The following is an 18330-nucleotide window of genomic DNA, read 5'->3' as shown; positions in this document are numbered from 1 at the left end:
GCTTTTGAGCCTCTATGGAGCAACCACGGTACCGCGGGCGCTTTGCCCCCTCCCCCACAGGACCGTTGCATTTCGGCTCCCTGGTGACCGCTCTTGCCAGTTGGCTGGAGGCCCGAGCGGCCGGTGGTGACTGGCTGGTGCGCATTGAAGACCTGGACCCACTGCGTGAACCACCCGAAGCAACCGGACAGATTCTGCACTCACTTGAGCGCCACGGCCTGCAGCCAGACGAACCCGTTCGCTATCAATCCCAACGCCACGCCGCTTACCAGGCCGCTATTGATCAACTCCTCGGGCGGGGCAAGGCCTATTATTGCCGCTGTTCACGCAAACAACTGAAGGCCAGTGGCGGCTACCATCCGGCCCACTGCCGGCAGGGCACACCGGCCACGGGCGATACTCCCTGCGCGGTTCGCTTTGCCCTGCACAATGAACAAAGCCACTGGCACGATGAACTGTTGGGCTGGCAGCACCAAGCGGTGCACGAAGAGCTGGATGATCCGGTACTGCTGCGCAAGGAAGGTTTCTTCGCCTACCAGCTGGCAGTGGTGGTGGATGATATCGACCAGGCCATCACCCATGTCGTTCGCGGCTCTGACCTTTTGCCCATGACCGCACAGCAACAACAGATCTACCGGGCCCTGGGGGCTGAACCACCGCACTGGCTGCACGTTCCGGTACTGCTCAATGACAAGGGGCAGAAACTGAGCAAACAGACCCATGCACCCGCGCTCAATGACAACCGGCCGGCGGCCAACCTGACAGCAGCACTGTCGGCCCTCGGCCAGCAACCACCCGCCAGCCTGGCAAACGAGAGTGTTGCCTGCGTTCTGGCGTGGGCACAAGCACACTGGCAACGCCAACACATTCCCCTGACATCCCGGCAATACACCCATGACGTTTAACGCCACCGGCCTGTTACTGGCCAGTTTCGCCTACCTTGTCCTGCTGTTCGGCATTGCCTGGGCCACCGAACAAAGCACCCGGCTGCGCACCTGGGTGCGCCATCCCCTGGTTTACACCCTGAGCCTTGGGGTGTTTGCCGGCATCTGGGCCATTTACGGCTCGGTGGGCATGGCGGTCGCCTCCGGCTACGATTTCATCGCTTATTATCTCGGCATCAGCGTCGCTTTCCTGCTGGCACCGGTGTTACTCAACCCGATTCTGCGCATCAGCCGGGCCCATCAACTGACCTCACTGGCTGACTTGTTCGCCTTCCGCTACCGCAGCCAATGGGCCGGCACACTGGTCACTCTTTGCTCCGGGGCGGCGATCCTGGCATTGCTCAGCATGCAGATTCAGGCGGTATCACTGTCCGCCAGCCTGATGGCACCGGAAACCTCCCCGAAAGTCATCGCCTTCATGTTCAGCCTGATGGTGATCATGTTCACCATACTGTTTGGCGCCCGGGGCCAGCGCAATGCCGGCAATAACGAGGGCCTGGTACTGGCCATCGCCTTCGACTCGGTGGTCAAAATGGTGGCGCTGCTGGTGCTTGGCGGCGTGATCGTCTTCTCGGTACTCGGGGGGATTGGCGGCCTTCAAAGCTGGTTCACCTTCGAACCCTCGATCAATCCCGGGGGGGATGGCAGTTGGCGGGCCCTGGCGCTGATGTCATTCGCCTCGGCACTGGTTCTGCCACACATGTACCACATGACCTTTGCCGAGAACCCGCCCACCCGAGGACTGACCAAAGCCAGCTGGGGGTTGCCGCTTTACCTGTTACTGGTCGGCCTGCCCATTCCCCTGATCGCCTGGGGTGGCCAGGCGCTGGCGGTGAATGTGCCTCCGGCCTTTTTCGCCATTGGCATTGGCCAGGCACTGGGCCTGCCTCCCCTGGCGCTGCTGATTTACATTGCCGGACTATCGGCCGCCAGCGGCCTGATGATTGTCAGCACACTGGCGCTGTCGGGCATGGTACTTAACCATGTGGTCCTGCCCCTGAAAACTCCCCGCGACCAGGCCGACATCTACCGCTGGCTGCAATGGCTGCGACGCATGCTGATTGCGGTCATCCTGTTCACCGCATTGCTGTTCCACGAACTGATTGGCCAGTATCTGGACCTGCAAATGCTCGGCGCCATTTCCCTGACCGGCACCCTGCAACTGCTGCCCGGTGCCCTGGGTGTGATCTACTGGCGCCATGGTAACCGGCGCGGGCTGGTTGCCGGACTGATTACCGGGCTGTTGCTGTGGGTGCTGACCATGGTGCTGCCGTTTTCCTACACCACCGAGCTGCTCTACCAGCTGCGGTTACCGGTCAGTCCCTCGGAAGATAACTGGTATCTGCTGACATTCTTCAGCCTGTCCATCAACGCCACCGTGTTCATCCTGGTGTCGCTGCTCACCCCCACATCGCCGGAGGAAGTCAGCGCCGCCCAGTCCTGCTCGATCGGCACCCTATCCCGCCCGCAACGCCGGGAGCTGGAGGCCACCTCCTCCAACGAATTCATCCAGCAACTCACCGATCCGCTCGGCGCCCATGTGGCCCGGCGCGAGGTGGAGCGGGCGCTGTCCCAACTGCGCCTGCCGGCGGTTGAGTTTCGCCCTTACCAGCTGCGCCGATTGCGCGACCAGGTCGAGGTCAACCTCTCCGGCTTGCTGGGCCCCTCCATTGCCCGGGATATCGTCAAACGGCACCTGGGGTTCAAGCCGGTTACCCGGGAGCACGCCGGCCAGGACATCCGTTACGTGGAACGGGTTCTGGGAGATTATCAGAACAAGCTGACCGGTCTGGCCGGTGAACTGGACAACCTGCGCAGGCATTACCGGCAGACCCTGCAGAACCTGCCCATACCCGCCTGCTCGGTGGGTGATGACGGCGAAATCCTGATGTGGAACCACGCCATCGAGGACCTGACCGGCATTCCCGCCGATGAGGTGGTGGGCGCCAGGCTGGCCGCCCTGCCGGAACACTGGTATTCCCTGCTGGACGACTTCAACCGGGGCGATGAACTGCACCGGCACAAGCACCGGCTGGACCTGCGCGGCAAACCCCACTGGCTGAACCTGCACAAAGCGGCACTCAGTGGCCCGGATCATCCGGAAGGTGGCTCTATCATCCTGGTGGAAGACCAAACCGAAACCCGCCTGCTGGAGGATGAGCTGATTCACAGTGAGCGGCTGGCCTCGGTCGGGAGGCTGGCCGCCGGCGTGGCCCATGAAATTGGCAACCCGGTCACCGGCATCTCGTCACTGGCCCAAAACCTCAAGTTTGAAACCGACAACCCGGAAATTCTGGAAACCGCCGAGCAGATCCAGCAGCAAACCCGCCGGGTGTCGAACATTCTGCAATCGCTGATGAACTTCGCCCGCACCGGCAACCACGCCCAGGCCAACCGGTATGAGCCGGTCAGCCTGCACCGGTGCATTGAGGAGTCCATCAATCTTTTGTCCCTCAGCGACAAGGGCATGGGCATTCACTACCGCAACGAGTGTCCCGAAGACCTCCAGGTAATGGGCGACGAGCAGCGCCTGGTCCAGGTATTCGTGAACCTACTGGCCAACTCCCGGGATGCCTCTGCCGAGGGTGGCACCGTGCTGATCAGTGGAAATACCGACGGCTACTCCGCTATTATCGAAGTGATCGATGGCGGCTCCGGCATTCCGGCCGACCAGCTGGAACACATCTTCGAGCCGTTCTACACCACCAAAGCTCCCAATAAAGGCACCGGTCTGGGACTGTCGCTGGTGTACAGCATCGTGGAAGAGCATTATGGCCATATTCAGGTGGAAAGCCCCGCCGACCCGACAACCGGCCGGGGCACCTGTGTAAGGCTGCGCCTGCCAGCCTGTGAGCCACAAACCGATACCGGTACCAGCAGCCCGAACGAAAGGTTGTAACACCCTTATGCCCCGCATTCTGATTGTTGAAGACGAAGACATTATTCGCTCTGCCGTACGCAAGCTGCTCCAGCATGCCGGCTACGAAGTGGCCGATGCGATCTCCGTGGAAGACGCCCAGGAGCAGGAACCGGAAAGCTTTGACCTGATCATTACCGACCTCCGGTTACCCGGCGCCGCCGGCACCGAAATGATCACCCGGGCCCCCAACACGCCCGTGCTGATCATGACCAGCTACGCCAGCCTGCGCTCAGCGGTGGATTCCATGAAAATGGGGGCCGTGGATTACATCGCCAAACCGTTCGACCACGACGAGATGCTGGCCGCCGTGGAGAGCATCCTGTCCCGTAAAACAGCCGAAAAACCGAAGGCTGACACGGCAACCGATGACCCGGCACCCGAACAAAGCGATCCGTCCAGCATCATGTTCGGCCAGTGCGACGCCATGCAAACCGTCTTCACCCTGATCCGCAAGGTGGCTCCCACCGAAACCACTGTGCTGATCCAGGGCGAGTCCGGTACCGGTAAAGAGCTGGCGGCCCGGGCGCTGCACCTGCTCAGCCCCCGAGCCAATAAGCCACTGATTTCCGTCAACTGCGCAGCCATCCCCGAAAGCCTGATTGAATCGGAACTGTTCGGCCACGAGAAGGGGGCCTTTACCGGTGCGGTGTCCGCCCGGACCGGGCTGATTGAGGCGGCCGACGGCGGCAGCCTGTTCCTGGATGAAATTGGTGAACTGCCTGCGGAAGCCCAGGCGCGACTGTTACGGGTGCTGCAGGAAAGCGAAATCCGCAAGGTTGGCTCCACCCAGAGCCGCAAGGTGGATGTCCGCATGATTGCCGCCACCCACCGCAACCTCAAGGCCATGACCCGGACCGGAGAGTTCCGTGAAGACCTGTATTACCGGCTGAACGTTATGCAGGTGCGCATCCCGCCGCTGCGGGAGCGGCGCGCGGACATTCTCGGCCTGGCCCAGCGTTTTCTTGAACGCCAGGCACAGAAGCTGGGGCGCCCAACCCTGAATCTCAGCCCCGAGGCCATGCAACTGCTGGAAGGTTACCGCTGGCCCGGTAACGTGCGGGAACTGGAAAACGCCATCGAACGCGCGTCTATCCTGGCCGACAGCGATGTAATCACACCGGCGGTGCTTGACCTGGACAGCGAGGACGAACCAACCAACGGCAGTGCCTCGCCATCCCCCGCGTCGCCCGACACCCACGCCGCTCCTGAAGGCGGCGACCTGTCTCTGGAAGACTACTTCCAGCACTATGTGCTGGAAAACCAGGACAAGATGAGCGAGACCGAGCTGGCCCACAAACTCGGCATCAGCCGAAAGTCGTTGTGGGAGCGCCGGCAGCGCCTGGGCATTCCACGTAAAAAAACCACCGGTAACACAAGCAGCTAATCCCGCCTCACTTGTTACCGGCCTGTTCCTGTCAGTAACAACCACACTGCCCGGGCCCATGTATCGGTAACAAATACCCAAAATACGGGGTAACACTTACACCTCGAAAAACCTCAAAATGTTGTTTTTAAACGATTTTATAAAACTGGCACGCGCACTGCAGTCTTTATGGCGCACAACAACAAAAACAACAGTGACAACGCAGCGCCACAAGAAAAACAAAAAGCTGCACGAGACCGCCCGGTAACAAAAACAACAACGGGGCGTAAGCGAACTGAGCGTTTTGGGTACTATGCTTTTTAGTGGTCCTACAGCAGTCGCGAATGGTAAGTGTGTAGAGAAAAAGAAGTACCTGAAGGTACCACGCTACACCTTCCCTGAATTCGCATCCTGCTACTGATCACTCTGCGTATTCAAAGCTTTCCGTTTGCATTGATTGAGCCTTTTCAGGCAATAACGGGGAACAACAAAAACAAACCCGGCAACAACAAAAACAATGCAGATCGTCAATACTTTCAGGGGCGGCTCCGTAGACACGGTGCCGCCTTTTGATTTTCAGATGCCCAACAATTCCGCCCAGACATGGGCAAATCCTGCTCAAACCGTTAAACTCCCGTTTTTGCTCAGCGCAAACACGGAACTCCATGCCAAAACGATTCGTACAAAAACTCCGTTCTTTCATGCCCGGTAACGGCAAGAAAAAAGCCAGACACTACCAGCGGCAGGAAATCCCCCGGGACCAGCACAACGTTTCCCGGTCGATGATCAGCGAGGCGGCCAAAAAGGTCCTGCACCGCCTGAACAAATCCGGCTACGAGGCCTACCTGGTCGGTGGCGGTGTGCGCGATATCCTGCTGGGCGGCCAGCCCAAGGATTTCGACATCGCCACCAACGCCACCCCGGAAGAAGTGCACGACCTGTTCCGCAACTCCCGCCTGATTGGCCGGCGCTTTCGCATTGTTCACGTGGTGTTCGGGCGGGAAATCATTGAAGTCACCACGTTCCGTGGCAACGCCAAGGATGTGGAGGAAGACGTCAGTGATCACGAGCACAAGACCTCCGAACACGGTCTGTTGCTGCGTGACAACGTTTACGGCAGCCAGGAGGAGGATGCCCTGCGCCGGGACTTCACCATCAACGCGCTCTACTACTGCATCCGGGACTTCACCGTGATTGACTACGCCAACGGCGTGGAAGATCTGAAAAACCGCCAGATCCGCCTGATCGGCGATCCGGAAACCCGTTACCGGGAAGACCCGGTGCGCATGCTGCGCGCCATTCGTTTTGCCGCCAAGCTCGGCTTCGAGATCGAGCCGGAGACCGAAGCACCGATCCGTGAGCTGGCGGCCATGCTCACACTGATTCCGCCCGCGCGCCTGTTTGACGAAGTGCTCAAGCTTCTTTCCGCAGGCCACGGCGAGGCAACCTTCGACCTTCTGCGTGAGTACAACCTGCTGGCGCCACTGTTTCCCGAAACCGTGGCGGCGCTGGAAGCCGGCGAGTCCGACGAGCTGATCCGACAGGCACTGCGCAACACAGACGCCCGCATTGCCCGGGGCAAATCGGTCACACCCTACTTCATGTTTGCCGCCCTGCTCTGGCCAGCACTACAGGCTGAATGGCGTCGCCTTCAGGACAATGGTGATCCGGTTCAACCCGCCCTGCATGGCGCCATTGCACGGGTCATCGGCCAGCAGGTTCATTCCACCGCAATCCCCAAGCGCTTCTCCGGCCCGATGAAGGAAATCTGGGAGCTGCAGATGCGCCTGCCCCGACGTCAGGGCAAGCGCGCCTTCGCCATCATGAGCCATCCCCGGTTCCGTGCCGCCTACGACTTCCTGTTGATACGGGAGAGCGCCGGCGAGATCGAACCGGGGCTGGGGCAGTGGTGGACAGATTTCCAGAACGCCGACGAATCCGGACAATCAAAAATGATTGCCCAGCTTGGATCTGGCAGCCCTCGCAAGAAACGCAAGAAACGCAAACCACCGCACAAACGTCCGCAGCCATGACTACACAGGCTTACGTTGGGCTGGGCAGCAATCTGGAGCAGCCAGCCAACCAACTGGCCCGGGCCATTACCGCCCTGGCAGCGCTGCCAGACACCACACTCCTGGCCCAGTCGCCATTTTATGCCAGCCGGCCCGTGGGGCCCCAGGACCAGCCGGATTTCGTCAACGGTGCGGTGCTGCTGGCCACCGGGCTGAGCGCACTCCAGCTACTGGACCAGCTGCAAGCCATCGAACAGGCCCACGGCCGGGAGCGGCTGCGCCACTGGGGCCCCCGAACCCTGGACCTGGACTTGCTGGTGTTCGGCGACCAGGCTATCCAAAACGACCGCCTGACCGTTCCCCATGCCGAACTGGCGAACCGGGATTTTGTGCTGCAACCCCTGCTGGACCTGGCGCCGGAACTGACCCTGCCTGACGGCCGCACCATACGGGAGTTGCGCCAACACTGCCCGGACAATCGCCTGCGCAAGCTCGAGCCACCACAAGGCCGGTAAACCCGCTGCCAACGCTTGTGTCCTGCCGGAGCGGGCATTAATCTAAGGCTCAGCAAAAACCGGCAACCCCGGAGTACTGGCCCATCCACCCACAAGGCAAGGATCCTATGGCTGTTACCATCAATACCCTGCGCGAATACAAGGAAAAGGGCGAAGCCTTTTCCGCCCTCACCTCCTACGATGCCACCTTTGCCCAGGTGGTCAGCGAGGCCGGGGTTGACGTCATCCTGATTGGTGATTCGCTGGGCATGGTTCTTCAGGGCCAGAGCAGCACGCTGCCGGTCACCATGGAGCACATGGTGTACCACACCAGTTGCGTGGCACAGGGCAACAAAGGCTCTCTGATCATGGCCGACATGCCGTTCATGTCTTACGGCACCATTCCCGACGCCCTGGACAACGCCGCCGAGTTAATGCGTGCAGGCGCGCACATGGTCAAGCTGGAAGGCACGGACTGGATGCGTGACACCATCGAGGCCCTCAGCGAACGGGGCATTCCGGTGTGCGCGCACTTGGGCCTGACCCCCCAATTCGTCAACAAGTTTGGTGGCTACAAGGTCCAGGGGCGCAGCGAAAAAGCCGCCGAGGCGATGATTGAGCATGCCTGCGAACTGGAAGCGGCCGGAGCCGATGTCATACTGCTTGAATGCGTACCGGCACCCCTGGCGGCCCGCATCACCCAGGCAGTCAGGGCGCCGGTGATCGGCATCGGCGCGGGCTGCGACACCGATGGCCAGGTACTGGTGGTGTACGACATGCTGGGCCTGACCACCGGGCGGAAGCCACGCTTTGTGAAAGATTTCATGGCAGAAAGCCGGTCCATCCCGGAGGCCATCGCCGCCTACGCGAAGGCCGTCAAAGAACGCACATTCCCGGCTGAGGAGCATACGTTCAAGGCATGAGAACCGTCCACTCGCTCAAAGAACTCCGTTCGATCCTGCGCAGCTACCGCCAGCAGGGCAAGACCATCGGCCTGGTGCCCACCATGGGCAACCTGCACGAAGGCCACATCTCGCTGGTGCGCAAGGCGGTGGAATCCGCCGACATAGTCGTGACCAGCATTTTCGTTAACCCGATGCAATTCGGCGCAGGCGAAGATCTCGACAAATACCCCCGGACCCTGAACGAAGACCAGGAAAAACTGGCCGCCGCCGGCAACACCCTGGTATTTGCCCCTTCTGCCGATGAAATCTACCCCGAGGGTCTGGCCCGGCAAACCAAAGTGGTGGTACCGGAGGTCAGCGAAGGCCATTGCGGCGCCAGCCGCCCCGGCCACTTCGAGGGTGTGGCGACGGTCGTCACCATGCTTTTCAACATGGTGCAACCGGATGTCGCGGTGTTCGGAGAAAAGGACTTCCAGCAGCTGGCGGTCATCCGCAAGCTCGTGCGGGACCTGATGATTCCCGTGCAGGTGGTGGGCGCCCCCACCATACGTGAAGATGACGGCCTTGCGAAAAGCTCCCGCAACGGCTATTTATCAGAAGATGAAAGAGCTCGCGCACCGGCCGTTTACCAGACCCTTTGCGCCACTGCCGAACAGCTCCGCCAGGGCCGGAACGATTTCCGGACTCTGGAGCAGGAGGCATGCAACGCGCTCACCGGGGCGGGCCTGCGTCCGGACTATTTCAATATCGTCAACAGCCAGACCCTGAAACCGGCCAGCAACAACGACCGGGAACTGACATTACTGGTCGCCGCCTTCCTGGGCACCACCCGGCTGATCGACAACCTGTCCGTTAACCGTTAACACGGAACGTGTATTCACTGCCGCCAAGGACCTTTCACGGATGTCAGAGCACACACCCAGCCTGACTCAACTGCCGGAGTGGCAGGTACTGACCAGGCACAAACAGCAACTGGCCAACACCCACCTGCGCGAACTGTTCGCACAGGATCCGGACAGGGCGCAACGTTACCTGGCTGAAGGGGCGGGGCTGACCCTGGATTTTTCCCGCAACCGCCTGACAGACGAGGTGCTGAGCGCACTGACAAATCTGGCCCGGGCCTGTGGCCTGGAGCAACGCAGAAACGCGCTGTTCGACGGTGATATCGTCAATCGCACCGAAAACCGCCCGGCACTGCACACCGCCCTGCGCCAGCCCGCCGGCACAGAGGTGCGGGTAAATGGCCAGAACATTGTGCCGGAAGTGCAGGCCACGCTTGCGCGCATGGAACAACTGGTCAGCGCCGTGCATTCCGGCCAGCGTACGGGCCATACCGGCAAGCCGTTCACAGACGTCGTCAGCATCGGCATTGGCGGTTCGTTCCTGGGTCCCAAGCTGGTGGTCCGGGCACTCACGCCCTATGCGCAAGCAGGGATTCGCTGTCATTTCGTTGCCAATATCGACGGCACCGATGTGCAGGACATCCTCAGGCCCCTGAACCCGGAAACCACCCTGTTTCTGGTCCAGTCCAAGTCATTCCGGACCCAGGAGACGCTGAGCAACAGCCTGGTGGCCCGGGACTGGTTCCTGAACAATGGCGGCAATCAGCGCGCCATCGCCCGACATTTCCTGGCGGTGACCACCAACATCCCGGAAGCAAAGGCTTTCGGCATTGACGAAGAGAACATTTTCCCCATGTGGGACTGGGTCGGTGGCCGTTACTCCCTGTGGTCGGCCATCGGCCTGCCCATCGCCCTGACGCTGGGCATGCCCGCCTTCCGCGAACTGCTCGAGGGCGCACACGCCATGGATGAGCACTTCCGCCGGACACCGTCCGAACGTAACCTGCCGGTTATCATGGCGCTGCTGGGCGTGTGGAACAACAATTTCTGGGGCGCCGAAACCCAGGCGGTGCTGCCCTACGATGAATACCTGAAGTACCTGCCGGATCACCTGCAGCAACTGGACATGGAAAGCAACGGCAAGCGGGTCACCCAGCACGGCCAGCCAGTGGACTATCCCACCGGGCCGGTGCTCTGGGGCGGCGTTGGCGCCAATGGCCAGCACGCCTACCACCAGTTGATCCATCAGGGTACGCGGCTGGTGCCGGCCGATTTCATCATGCCACTGACCTCCCACAATCCGGTGGGCGACCATCATGCCATCCTGTTCGCCAACTGTCTGAGCCAGGCCCGGGCGATGATGGCCGGCAAGACCCTGGAGGAAGCCCGGCAGGAACTGCTTGATAGCGGCATGGATGCGATGCAGGCCGAAGCTCTTGCCCCCCACAAACTCATCCCCGGCAACCAGCCCAGTAACATTGTGTTGATGGACAAGCTCAGCCCGGGCCGCCTGGGCGCTCTCATCGCAGCCTACGAACACCGCACCTTCGTGCAAAGCGTGATCTGGGACATCGACTGTTTCGATCAGTGGGGTGTGGAACTGGGCAAACAGATGGGCAATGAAATTCTGCCCCGCCTGAAGGGCGAGGCAGGCGGGGCAACCGACAGCGCAACCGACAATCTGGTGGCGTTATTCCGCGCCGCCAACGGGGTGTGAAATCGCCCGGCCCCGCCAGTTGAACAACACCGGCCAGAGTTTCTGGCCGGTGTTGTAGGCCCGCCACAACTCGCCATAGCTCTGGCCACACACCGGGTGCCGCTCATCCGGAGCGATATCGGCCAGGGGCCTCAACACAAAGGCATTTTTCAGGATCTCCGCGCGCGGCAGCTGAACGCCGTCCACCTCACCCACGGTGTCGCCGTAAGTCAGGATATCCAGGTCCAGCGTGCGCGGGCTGAACTTGGGCGCCCCGCTTTTCCGGCCATTGACGGCTTCCAGCCGCTTGAACCGGCGGGTGAGCTCACCAACCGACAACTCCGTGTCGATCGCAACCACCAGATTCAGAAAGTCCGACCCCTCGAACCCCACCGACTCACTCTCATACACCGGGGAAATCCGCAACTCGCCAAACCATTCCGACAGGGCGTCCAGCGCTGCCTGCACATGTCGATACCGCTCGATGTTGCTGCCAATGCTGATGTATACCCGGGTCATGGGCGCTGCCCCCGTTCAATCCTCACACCCACATTGGCTGCCGCCGGCACTGCACCGGGCTTGTTCAGAGTCAGGCGCAACCAGCAAACCCCGAATTCCTGTTGCAGGGTTCTGGCGATTTCCTCGGCCGCGGTTTCCAGCAGCGCCGGCTGCAGGTCCTGCAATTGCTGTTGCACCCGCTCACTGACCGCAGCGTAATCCAGCGCATCGGCTACGTCGTCACTGGCGCCGGGCACACGATTATCCCAGGCCATCTCCAGATCCACCAGCAGGCGCTGCCTGATGGTGCGCTCCCAATCGTACACACCGATCACGGTTTCAACCGCCAATCCCTCTATAAACACCGTATCTGTCAAGCCTGACTCCCGCTGTCTTACACTCAAGGCTGATTGAATGATGGTCAGGCACCGGATAGGGTGAAGGTGCCTGTAGCCCGAATCGCGAAGCGCGATTTTCTCACAAATGACCCACTGGCGTCTGCGCCACTCCGAATCATGGACGTAAACAGCAACCCGCTTCTGACAGTTCTGCTCTGCGCCTCGGCCTATCTGGCCGGCTCGGTGCTGTTTGCGGTGGTAGTTTGCCGTTACTGGCGCCTGCCGGACCCCCGGGCACTGGGCTCCGGCAACCCCGGCGCCACCAACGTGTACCGGGTCGGGGGTTGGCAACCCGCCGCACTCACCCTGGCGCTCGATGCATTCAAGGGCTGGCTGCCGGTGTGGCTGGCGCAACTGGCGGACCTGTCCATTCTGGTACAGGCGATCGTGGCCCTGTGTGCGGTCACCGGCCACATGATTCCAGCCTTCTTTCGCTTCAAGGGCGGCAAGGGCGTGGCGACGGCCCTGGGGGCGGGGCTGGCGCTGGCACCGTTAACCACACTGATCATGGCAGCCATCTGGCTGGTGATCATGTGGCGCTGGCGCATATCGGCGCTCGCTTCATTGGTGGCAATCATCAGCGGCCCGGTGATCAGCGCCCTGCTGGAACCGGAGACCCTGCCCCTGTTCGGACTGCTCGCCCTGCTGATCGTGGTGCGTCACCGGAACAACCTGATCCGGCTGGCGCAGGGGCGGGAAACCGGCCTTTAGAGATTTCAGTCCACCAGGCCATTGGCCCGGGGCTCGCTCACCGGAGGCAGCGTGTCCATCGGCCAACGGGGAACCGACAGAATGCGTTCGCCATCGAACTGGCCCGCTTTCAGGCGCTGCGCGCCGGCGTAGGCAATCATCGCACCGTTGTCCGTGCAGAATTCAGGGCGCGCATAGAACACCTTGGCCTTCTGTTTCACAGCCATCGCCTCAAGCGCGGTCCGCAGGCGCTTGTTGGCACTCACACCGCCGGCAATGACCAGCCGCTCACAGCCACTCTGCTCCAGTGCCCGGCGACATTTGATGGTCAGGGTGTCCACCACCGCGGACTCGAACGCCAGAGCGATATCGGCCCTGGTCTGCTCATCAAACCGGCCCTGCTCCTGCGCCGCGCTTACGGTATTGAGCGTGAACGTCTTCAACCCGCTGAAGCTGAAATCCAGCCCGGGACGGTCGGTCATCGGACGCGGGAAACGATACCGGCCCTCACGGCCTTTTTCCGCCAGTGCCGCTACCCGGGGGCCACCCGGATAGTCCAGGCCGAGCATTTTCGCGGTCTTGTCGAAGGCCTCGCCTGCCGCGTCGTCCACTGATTCGCCCAGCATTTGATACTCACCAATGCCATCCACCCGAACCAGCTGGGTGTGACCACCGGAAACCAGCAGGGCGACGAACGGGAATCCCGGCGGGTTGTCTTCCAGCATCGGAGCCAGCAGATGCCCCTCCATGTGATGCACCCCCAACACCGGGATATCCAGGGCAAACCCCAGGGCATGAGCCACCGAACCACCGACCATCAGCGCACCCACCAGGCCGGGGCCCGCAGTGTAGGCAATGCCCTCGATATCCCGCCGGCTCTTGCCCGCTTGTGCCAGCACCTGGTCGCACAGAGGCAGCAACTTGCGCACGTGATCCCGGGAAGCCAGCTCCGGCACCACACCGCCGTAATCCGCGTGTATATCAATCTGGCTGTAAAGGGCGTGGGCCAGCAGACCCTGCTGGTCGTCAAACAAAGCGACACCGGTTTCGTCGCAGGAGGTTTCAATTCCGAGAATCAGCATAATCTGGGTGCATCCGAACGGCTGGAAATGGCAAACCGGCATTTTAGCAGAAACCCGAAAGGCTCCGGCAGTTTCGTTGAACAGTGATTGACCTGAACAGACCCAGCCGCTATCATTGCCGACCTTAAACATTCGCTGGTCGTGTTTTAGCCAATCTGACCAGGAATCGAGCCGCCCGACGCTTCGGAGCGGAACACATTGAAACCGAATCTATCAGGTAGGTGATTTTCGAATGCCAGCTGTTAAAGTGAAAGAGAATGAACCGTTTGACGTAGCACTGCGTCGCTTCAAGCGTTCCTGCGAGAAGGCCGGTGTACTGTCTGAAGTACGTCGTCGTGAACACTACGAAAAGCCGACCGCTGTACGCAAGCGTAAAGCAGCTGCCGCCGTTAAGCGTCATCTCAAGAAGCTTCAGCGGGAGCAGCGCAAATTCGAACGTCTGTACTGAGTTCAGGCGAGCGTTTCGCGCAGTAACTGAATGCCGGGGAGGCTTGCCCTCGCCGGCAGACCGAAAATGCCGCCGGGGCCTGGCTTCGGCGGCATTTTTGGCTATGGCGAAAGCCGGTTTACCAGAACACCTCGGGTGAGTGGAACCAGCATGAGCGGGATGATCCCCCAACGATTCGTGGAAGACCTGCTTGATCGCACGGATCTGGCGGAACTGATCGGATCCAGAATCACCCTCAAGAAAGCCGGAGCCAACTACAAGGCCTGCTGCCCTTTCCACGACGAGAAAACCCCATCGTTCAACGTACGCCCGGACAAGGGGTTTTACCATTGCTTCGGTTGCGGTGCCAGCGGCGATGCGATCAGCTTTCTCCGTGAATTCGAAGGCCTGGGCTTTACCGAGGCCGTCGAAGAGCTGGCCAAACGCGCGGGCCTGGAAGTGCCTTATGATCAGGCCGCCAGGCAGGAAATGCAGCAAGCCAGAACCCTGACCGACGCCCTGGATTACGCCAGCCGCTTTTACCATTCAGCCCTGGCCGGCCAGCAAGGCGCCTACGCCCGGGACTACCTGAAACAACGCGGCCTGGATGACAGCATCATCCAGCAATACCAACTCGGTTTTGCTCCCGGCACCGGCACCGCACTGATCGACGCCGCGCCCAAAGACCTGAAAGCGCCGCTGATCGAAACGGGAACCGTCTCGGACAAGTACGGCCGGCCCCGGGACCTGTTTCGCAACCGGGTTATGTTCCCGATCCGCAACACCCGGGGCAAAACCGTCGCTTTTGGCGGTCGGACACTGGGTGACGACAAGGCCAAATACATCAACTCTCCGGAGTCTGACGTATTTCATAAAAGCCGTGAGATTTACGGGCTGCATGAAGCCCGGCAGGCGCTCCGCCAGATTGACAAGCTTCTGGTGGTGGAAGGCTATATGGATGTCATTGCCCTGGCACAGCACGGCATTCATTACGCCGTGGCCACCCTGGGCACCGCCACCAACCAGGACAGCCTGAAGGCCCTGCTACGGCACGTACGGCACATCGTGTTTTGCTTTGACGGTGACCAGGCCGGTTACCGGGCCGCCGACAAGGCCATGGAAAACGCCCTGGAATTAATGGAAGACGGGCTGCACCTGCAGTTTCTGATGCTGCCGGACGGCGAAGACCCGGACACCCTGGTACGCAAGGAGGGCGCCGAGGCTTTCGAAAAACGGGTTGCCGGTGCCACACCGCTATCACGCTTCCTGTTTGACCGGCAAAGCGAAGGCCTGGACCTGCAACTGCCGGAAGGCCGCAGCGAACTGAAAGCCAGGGCCGAGCCGCTGCTGAACAGAATGCCGCGCACCACGCTGCGCAACGGCATGTGGCAGGAAATGCAGCGCCTGTGCGGCAACCAATGGCAAACCCGCAGGCCCGGACAGAACAACCGGGGCTGGCGGGGCGAACAGAACAAACGCCCCACTGAAGCGCGCATTGATGTAAAGCTCAGCAAGGACAACACCTTGTGCCTGGCACTTCTGGAAGCGCCGGAAATGGCTGAAGAAATACGCGCACTGGCCGATAGCAGCCGCCAGTTGCCCCAGGCCGGCCAACTGGCCCGCTGGCTGCAAGAAAACAACATACAGACCCGCAAGGCACTGGTTGCGGGGCTGGCACTAGATCAACAGGCCCGCGAACGGTTTTACAACCTGTTCGACGGTCTGGAGCACATACCGGCTCGGGACAGCACACTGGCAGCCGCCAGAGAGCTGTTAACCCCGAACGAAGAAGCCGCGCGCCAGCAAAGACTGGCAACCCTGCTCCGGAACCTGGCCACGCTCACCCCGGAAGAACGGGAAGAGCTCAGAACGCTCAGCGGCGGGTAGTAAAACCCGAAACCTGGGCATCAGCACTTGAAACAACGGGCGCTGATCACCATCTAACCGACTGGTGGCAGCAAAACCACGCGACAGCTATAATGGCTGTTTAACTTTTTTCCTTTTAAAAGCGAGTTCACAGGGTGTCTATGTCAGGCAATTCGCAGAAATCACGTTTGAAAGACCTCATTGCACGGGGCAAGGAACAAGGTTACCTGACTTACGCCGAGGTAAACGACCACCTGCCGGAAGACATCGCCGATCCGGATCAGGTAGAAGATATTATCCGGATGATTAACGACATGGGTATCCAGGTGTGCGAGGAAACACCCGACGCCGATACCCTGTTGATGACCGAAGGTGACTCCACCGCTGACGAAGCTGCCGCCGCTGAAGCCGCCGCCGCACTTGCCGCCGTGGAAACCGACGCCGGCCGCACCACCGACCCCGTTCGCATGTACATGCGCGAAATGGGCACCGTGGAGCTGCTCACCCGCGAAGGCGAGATCGTTATCGCCAAGCGCATTGAAGAAGGCATTCGCGATGTCATGGCCGCCGTGGCCCACTTCCCCGGCACCGCTGGCACCGTGATCCAGGCCTACGACCGCATTATCGAAAACGAAGGCCGCATCAGCGACATCGTCACCGGCTTCCTGGACCCGGACGGCGCCGAGCCGTTCATGCCCGAAGAAACCGCCTCCGATTCCGACTCCTACGACAGCGATGACGACAGCGACGAGGAAGAAGAGAAAGAAAGCGGCCCGGATCCCGAAGAAACCCGCCTGCGTTTCGAGCTGCTGAGAGAAAAACTGGCCGCCGCCGACGCCGCCCTGGAAAAGCATGGCCGAAGCCACAAGAAAACCCAGGACGCCCTGAACGAGCTGGGCGAAGTGTTTGCCCCCTTCAAGCTGGCCAACAAGGCATTTGAAGAGCTGGTGGGCGTGGTTCGCTCCACCAACGACCTGGTTCGGGAAAACGAACGGGCCATCATGCAGATCTGTGTGCGCGACTGCAAAATGCCACGCAAGGATTTCATCAAATGGTTCCCCGGCCACGAAACCGACATTGAGTGGGCCTCTGAAATCGCCGCCATGAAGAAGCCCTACGCGGCCGCCGTCGGCGAGCGCATTGACGACATTGTGCGCCTGCAAAAGCGCATCCAGAACGTACAGCAGGAAGTCGACCTCGACGTTGCCGATATCAAGGAAATCAACCGCCGCGTGTCCATCGGCGAAGCCAAGGCCCGCCGCGCCAAGAAGGAAATGGTGGAGGCCAACCTGCGTCTGGTTATCTCCATCGCCAAGAAGTACACCAACCGCGGCCTGCAGTTCCTGGACCTGATCCAGGAAGGCAACATCGGCCTGATGAAGGCGGTCGACAAGTTCGAATACCGCCGTGGCTACAAGTTTTCCACCTACGCCACCTGGTGGATCCGCCAGGCCATCACCCGCTCCATCGCGGACCAGGCCCGGACCATCCGGATTCCTGTGCACATGATTGAGACCATCAACAAGCTCAACCGTGTGTCCCGCCAGATGCTGCAGGAAATGGGCCGCGAACCCACGCCGGAAGAGCTGGGCGAGCGCATGGAAATGCCGGAAGACAAGATCCGCAAGGTGCTGAAGATCGCCAAGGAACCGATCTCCATGGAAACCCCGATCGGCGACGACGAAGACAGCCATCTGGGCGATTTCATCGAAGACATTCAGGCCCTGTCACCGGTCGATTCCGCCACCGCCGAAGGCCTGCGCGAAGCCACCCGCTCCGTGCTCTCCGGACTGACCGCGCGCGAATCCAAGGTACTGCGCATGCGTTTCGGCATCGAAATGAATACCGACCACACCCTTGAGGAAGTCGGCAAACAGTTCGACGTAACCCGCGAGCGCATCCGCCAGATCGAAGCCAAGGCCCTGCGCAAGCTGCGCCACCCTTCCCGCTCCGATCACCTGCGCGGCTTTATTGACGACCAGGGCAACAGCGCCTGATCGCAATAAATTCCCCGAACAGTAGCGGGCGCCCCACCTCACCGGTATAATGGCGCCCGCTTCTGCCCTCCAGGGCAATGAGAAAGAAAAAGGGCCTATAGCTCAGTTGGTTAGAGCAGAGGACTCATAATCCTTTGGTCGCTGGTTCGAGTCCAGCTGGGCCCACCACTCCTTTCAGTCGCGCTGAACCTCATCG

The 18330-nt window shown here is 60.8% G+C and carries 15 protein-coding genes and 1 tRNA gene; 13 read left to right on the top strand and 3 right to left on the bottom strand.

What is annotated here, in order from left to right; all coding sequences use genetic code 11:
- Positions 1-14 precede the first annotated feature (14 nt).
- From gluQRS to pgi, 8 genes are all read left to right on the top strand, one after another.
- Positions 15-905: a tRNA glutamyl-Q(34) synthetase GluQRS gene (gene gluQRS, locus BMZ63_RS14090; RefSeq protein WP_091706477.1), complete on the top strand. Its 891-nt coding sequence runs from the start codon at positions 15-17 to the stop codon at positions 903-905.
- Complete coding sequence (locus tag BMZ63_RS14085) at positions 895-3843, top strand: ATP-binding protein (protein ID WP_091706475.1); 2949 nt, start codon at positions 895-897, stop codon at positions 3841-3843. Before gluQRS ends, BMZ63_RS14085 begins: the two co-directional genes overlap by 11 nt.
- A 7-nt stretch (positions 3844-3850) precedes the next feature.
- A complete protein-coding gene (locus tag BMZ63_RS14080) occupies positions 3851-5248 on the top strand; it encodes a sigma-54-dependent transcriptional regulator (protein ID WP_091706474.1) in 1398 nt (465 codons plus the stop codon).
- Between the two features lie 644 nt (positions 5249-5892).
- Positions 5893-7260, top strand: coding sequence for a polynucleotide adenylyltransferase PcnB (gene pcnB, locus BMZ63_RS14075; RefSeq protein WP_091706472.1), 1368 nt, complete (start codon positions 5893-5895; stop codon positions 7258-7260).
- Positions 7257-7754 (top strand): 2-amino-4-hydroxy-6-hydroxymethyldihydropteridine diphosphokinase, encoded by a 498-nt coding sequence (gene folK, locus BMZ63_RS14070; RefSeq protein ID WP_091706471.1) that lies wholly within the window; start codon positions 7257-7259, stop codon positions 7752-7754. Before pcnB ends, folK (BMZ63_RS14070) begins: the two co-directional genes overlap by 4 nt.
- 107 nt (positions 7755-7861) lie before the next feature.
- Positions 7862-8656 (top strand): 3-methyl-2-oxobutanoate hydroxymethyltransferase, encoded by a 795-nt coding sequence (gene panB / locus BMZ63_RS14065; protein WP_091706469.1) that lies wholly within the window; start codon positions 7862-7864, stop codon positions 8654-8656.
- Positions 8653-9501 carry a pantoate--beta-alanine ligase gene (panC, locus tag BMZ63_RS14060; protein WP_091706468.1) on the top strand — a complete coding sequence of 283 codons (849 nt, stop codon included), beginning with the start codon at positions 8653-8655 and terminating at the stop codon, positions 9499-9501. Before panB ends, panC begins: the two co-directional genes overlap by 4 nt.
- A gap of 40 nt (positions 9502-9541) precedes the next feature.
- Entirely contained in the window at positions 9542-11197 is a 1656-nt protein-coding gene (gene pgi / locus BMZ63_RS14055; protein WP_091706466.1) for a glucose-6-phosphate isomerase, read from the top strand.
- Here the strand turns inward: pgi and folK (BMZ63_RS14050) are convergent.
- Complete coding sequence (gene folK / locus BMZ63_RS14050; RefSeq protein ID WP_091706464.1) at positions 11171-11695, bottom strand: 2-amino-4-hydroxy-6-hydroxymethyldihydropteridine diphosphokinase; 525 nt, start codon at positions 11693-11695, stop codon at positions 11171-11173. The two genes, pgi and folK (BMZ63_RS14050), sit on opposite strands and share 27 nt — an antisense overlap.
- Entirely contained in the window at positions 11692-12051 is a 360-nt protein-coding gene (folB, locus tag BMZ63_RS14045; RefSeq protein ID WP_091706462.1) for a dihydroneopterin aldolase, read from the bottom strand. The genes folK (BMZ63_RS14050) and folB overlap by 4 nt, the downstream gene beginning before the upstream one ends.
- Positions 12052-12189: 138 nt before the next feature.
- On the opposite strand from folB, the gene plsY reads away from it, so the two are divergent.
- Entirely contained in the window at positions 12190-12783 is a 594-nt protein-coding gene (gene plsY, locus BMZ63_RS14040) for a glycerol-3-phosphate 1-O-acyltransferase PlsY (RefSeq protein ID WP_091706460.1), read from the top strand.
- A gap of 5 nt (positions 12784-12788) precedes the next feature.
- Here the strand turns inward: plsY and tsaD are convergent, their stop codons facing one another.
- A complete protein-coding gene (tsaD, locus tag BMZ63_RS14035; protein WP_091706513.1) occupies positions 12789-13844 on the bottom strand; it encodes a tRNA (adenosine(37)-N6)-threonylcarbamoyltransferase complex transferase subunit TsaD in 1056 nt (351 codons plus the stop codon).
- 232 nt (positions 13845-14076) lie between these two features.
- Between tsaD and rpsU the strand changes: the two genes are divergently transcribed.
- The 4 genes from rpsU to BMZ63_RS14015 all read left to right on the top strand — a co-directional run bounded on the left by rpsU (position 14077) and on the right by BMZ63_RS14015 (position 18302).
- Positions 14077-14292 (top strand): 30S ribosomal protein S21, encoded by a 216-nt coding sequence (gene rpsU / locus BMZ63_RS14030; protein ID WP_007153483.1) that lies wholly within the window; start codon positions 14077-14079, stop codon positions 14290-14292.
- 150 nt (positions 14293-14442) lie between these two features.
- Complete coding sequence (gene dnaG / locus BMZ63_RS14025; RefSeq protein WP_091706511.1) at positions 14443-16158, top strand: DNA primase; 1716 nt, start codon at positions 14443-14445, stop codon at positions 16156-16158.
- A 140-nt stretch (positions 16159-16298) separates the two neighbouring features.
- Positions 16299-18134, top strand: coding sequence for an RNA polymerase sigma factor RpoD (rpoD, locus tag BMZ63_RS14020; protein ID WP_091706459.1), 1836 nt, complete (start codon positions 16299-16301; stop codon positions 18132-18134).
- A gap of 91 nt (positions 18135-18225) precedes the next feature.
- A tRNA-Ile gene (locus BMZ63_RS14015) sits at positions 18226-18302 on the top strand.
- The last annotated feature ends 28 nt before the right edge of the window (positions 18303-18330 follow it).

The organism is Marinobacter persicus (assembly GCF_900114155.1).
In the GTDB taxonomy this organism is placed as follows: Bacteria; Pseudomonadota; Gammaproteobacteria; order Pseudomonadales; family Oleiphilaceae; genus Marinobacter; species Marinobacter persicus.
The sequence above is the reverse complement of the archived record's forward strand: the minus strand, read 5'-3'. Positions and strand labels throughout refer to the sequence as shown.

Bases quoted from the DNA above. Each gene is read 5' to 3' on its own strand.
- folK (WP_091706464.1), bottom strand. From the start codon at position 11,695: ATGACCCGGGTATACATCAGCATTGGCAGCAACATCGAGCGGTATCGA.
- BMZ63_RS14085 (WP_091706475.1), top strand. From the start codon at position 895: ATGACGTTTAACGCCACCGGCCTGTTACTGGCCAGTTTCGCCTACCTT.
- tsaD (WP_091706513.1), bottom strand. From the start codon at position 13,844: ATGCTGATTCTCGGAATTGAAACCTCCTGCGACGAAACCGGTGTCGCT.
- panC (WP_091706468.1), top strand. From the start codon at position 8,653: ATGAGAACCGTCCACTCGCTCAAAGAACTCCGTTCGATCCTGCGCAGC.
- folK (WP_091706471.1), top strand. From the start codon at position 7,257: ATGACTACACAGGCTTACGTTGGGCTGGGCAGCAATCTGGAGCAGCCA.
- panB (WP_091706469.1), top strand. From the start codon at position 7,862: ATGGCTGTTACCATCAATACCCTGCGCGAATACAAGGAAAAGGGCGAA.
- pcnB (WP_091706472.1), top strand. From the start codon at position 5,893: ATGCCAAAACGATTCGTACAAAAACTCCGTTCTTTCATGCCCGGTAAC.
- BMZ63_RS14080 (WP_091706474.1), top strand. From the start codon at position 3,851: ATGCCCCGCATTCTGATTGTTGAAGACGAAGACATTATTCGCTCTGCC.
- pgi (WP_091706466.1), top strand. From the start codon at position 9,542: ATGTCAGAGCACACACCCAGCCTGACTCAACTGCCGGAGTGGCAGGTA.
- dnaG (WP_091706511.1), top strand. From the start codon at position 14,443: ATGAGCGGGATGATCCCCCAACGATTCGTGGAAGACCTGCTTGATCGC.
- rpsU (WP_007153483.1), top strand. From the start codon at position 14,077: ATGCCAGCTGTTAAAGTGAAAGAGAATGAACCGTTTGACGTAGCACTG.
- rpoD (WP_091706459.1), top strand. From the start codon at position 16,299: ATGTCAGGCAATTCGCAGAAATCACGTTTGAAAGACCTCATTGCACGG.
- plsY (WP_091706460.1), top strand. From the start codon at position 12,190: ATGGACGTAAACAGCAACCCGCTTCTGACAGTTCTGCTCTGCGCCTCG.
- gluQRS (WP_091706477.1), top strand. From the start codon at position 15: ATGGAGCAACCACGGTACCGCGGGCGCTTTGCCCCCTCCCCCACAGGA.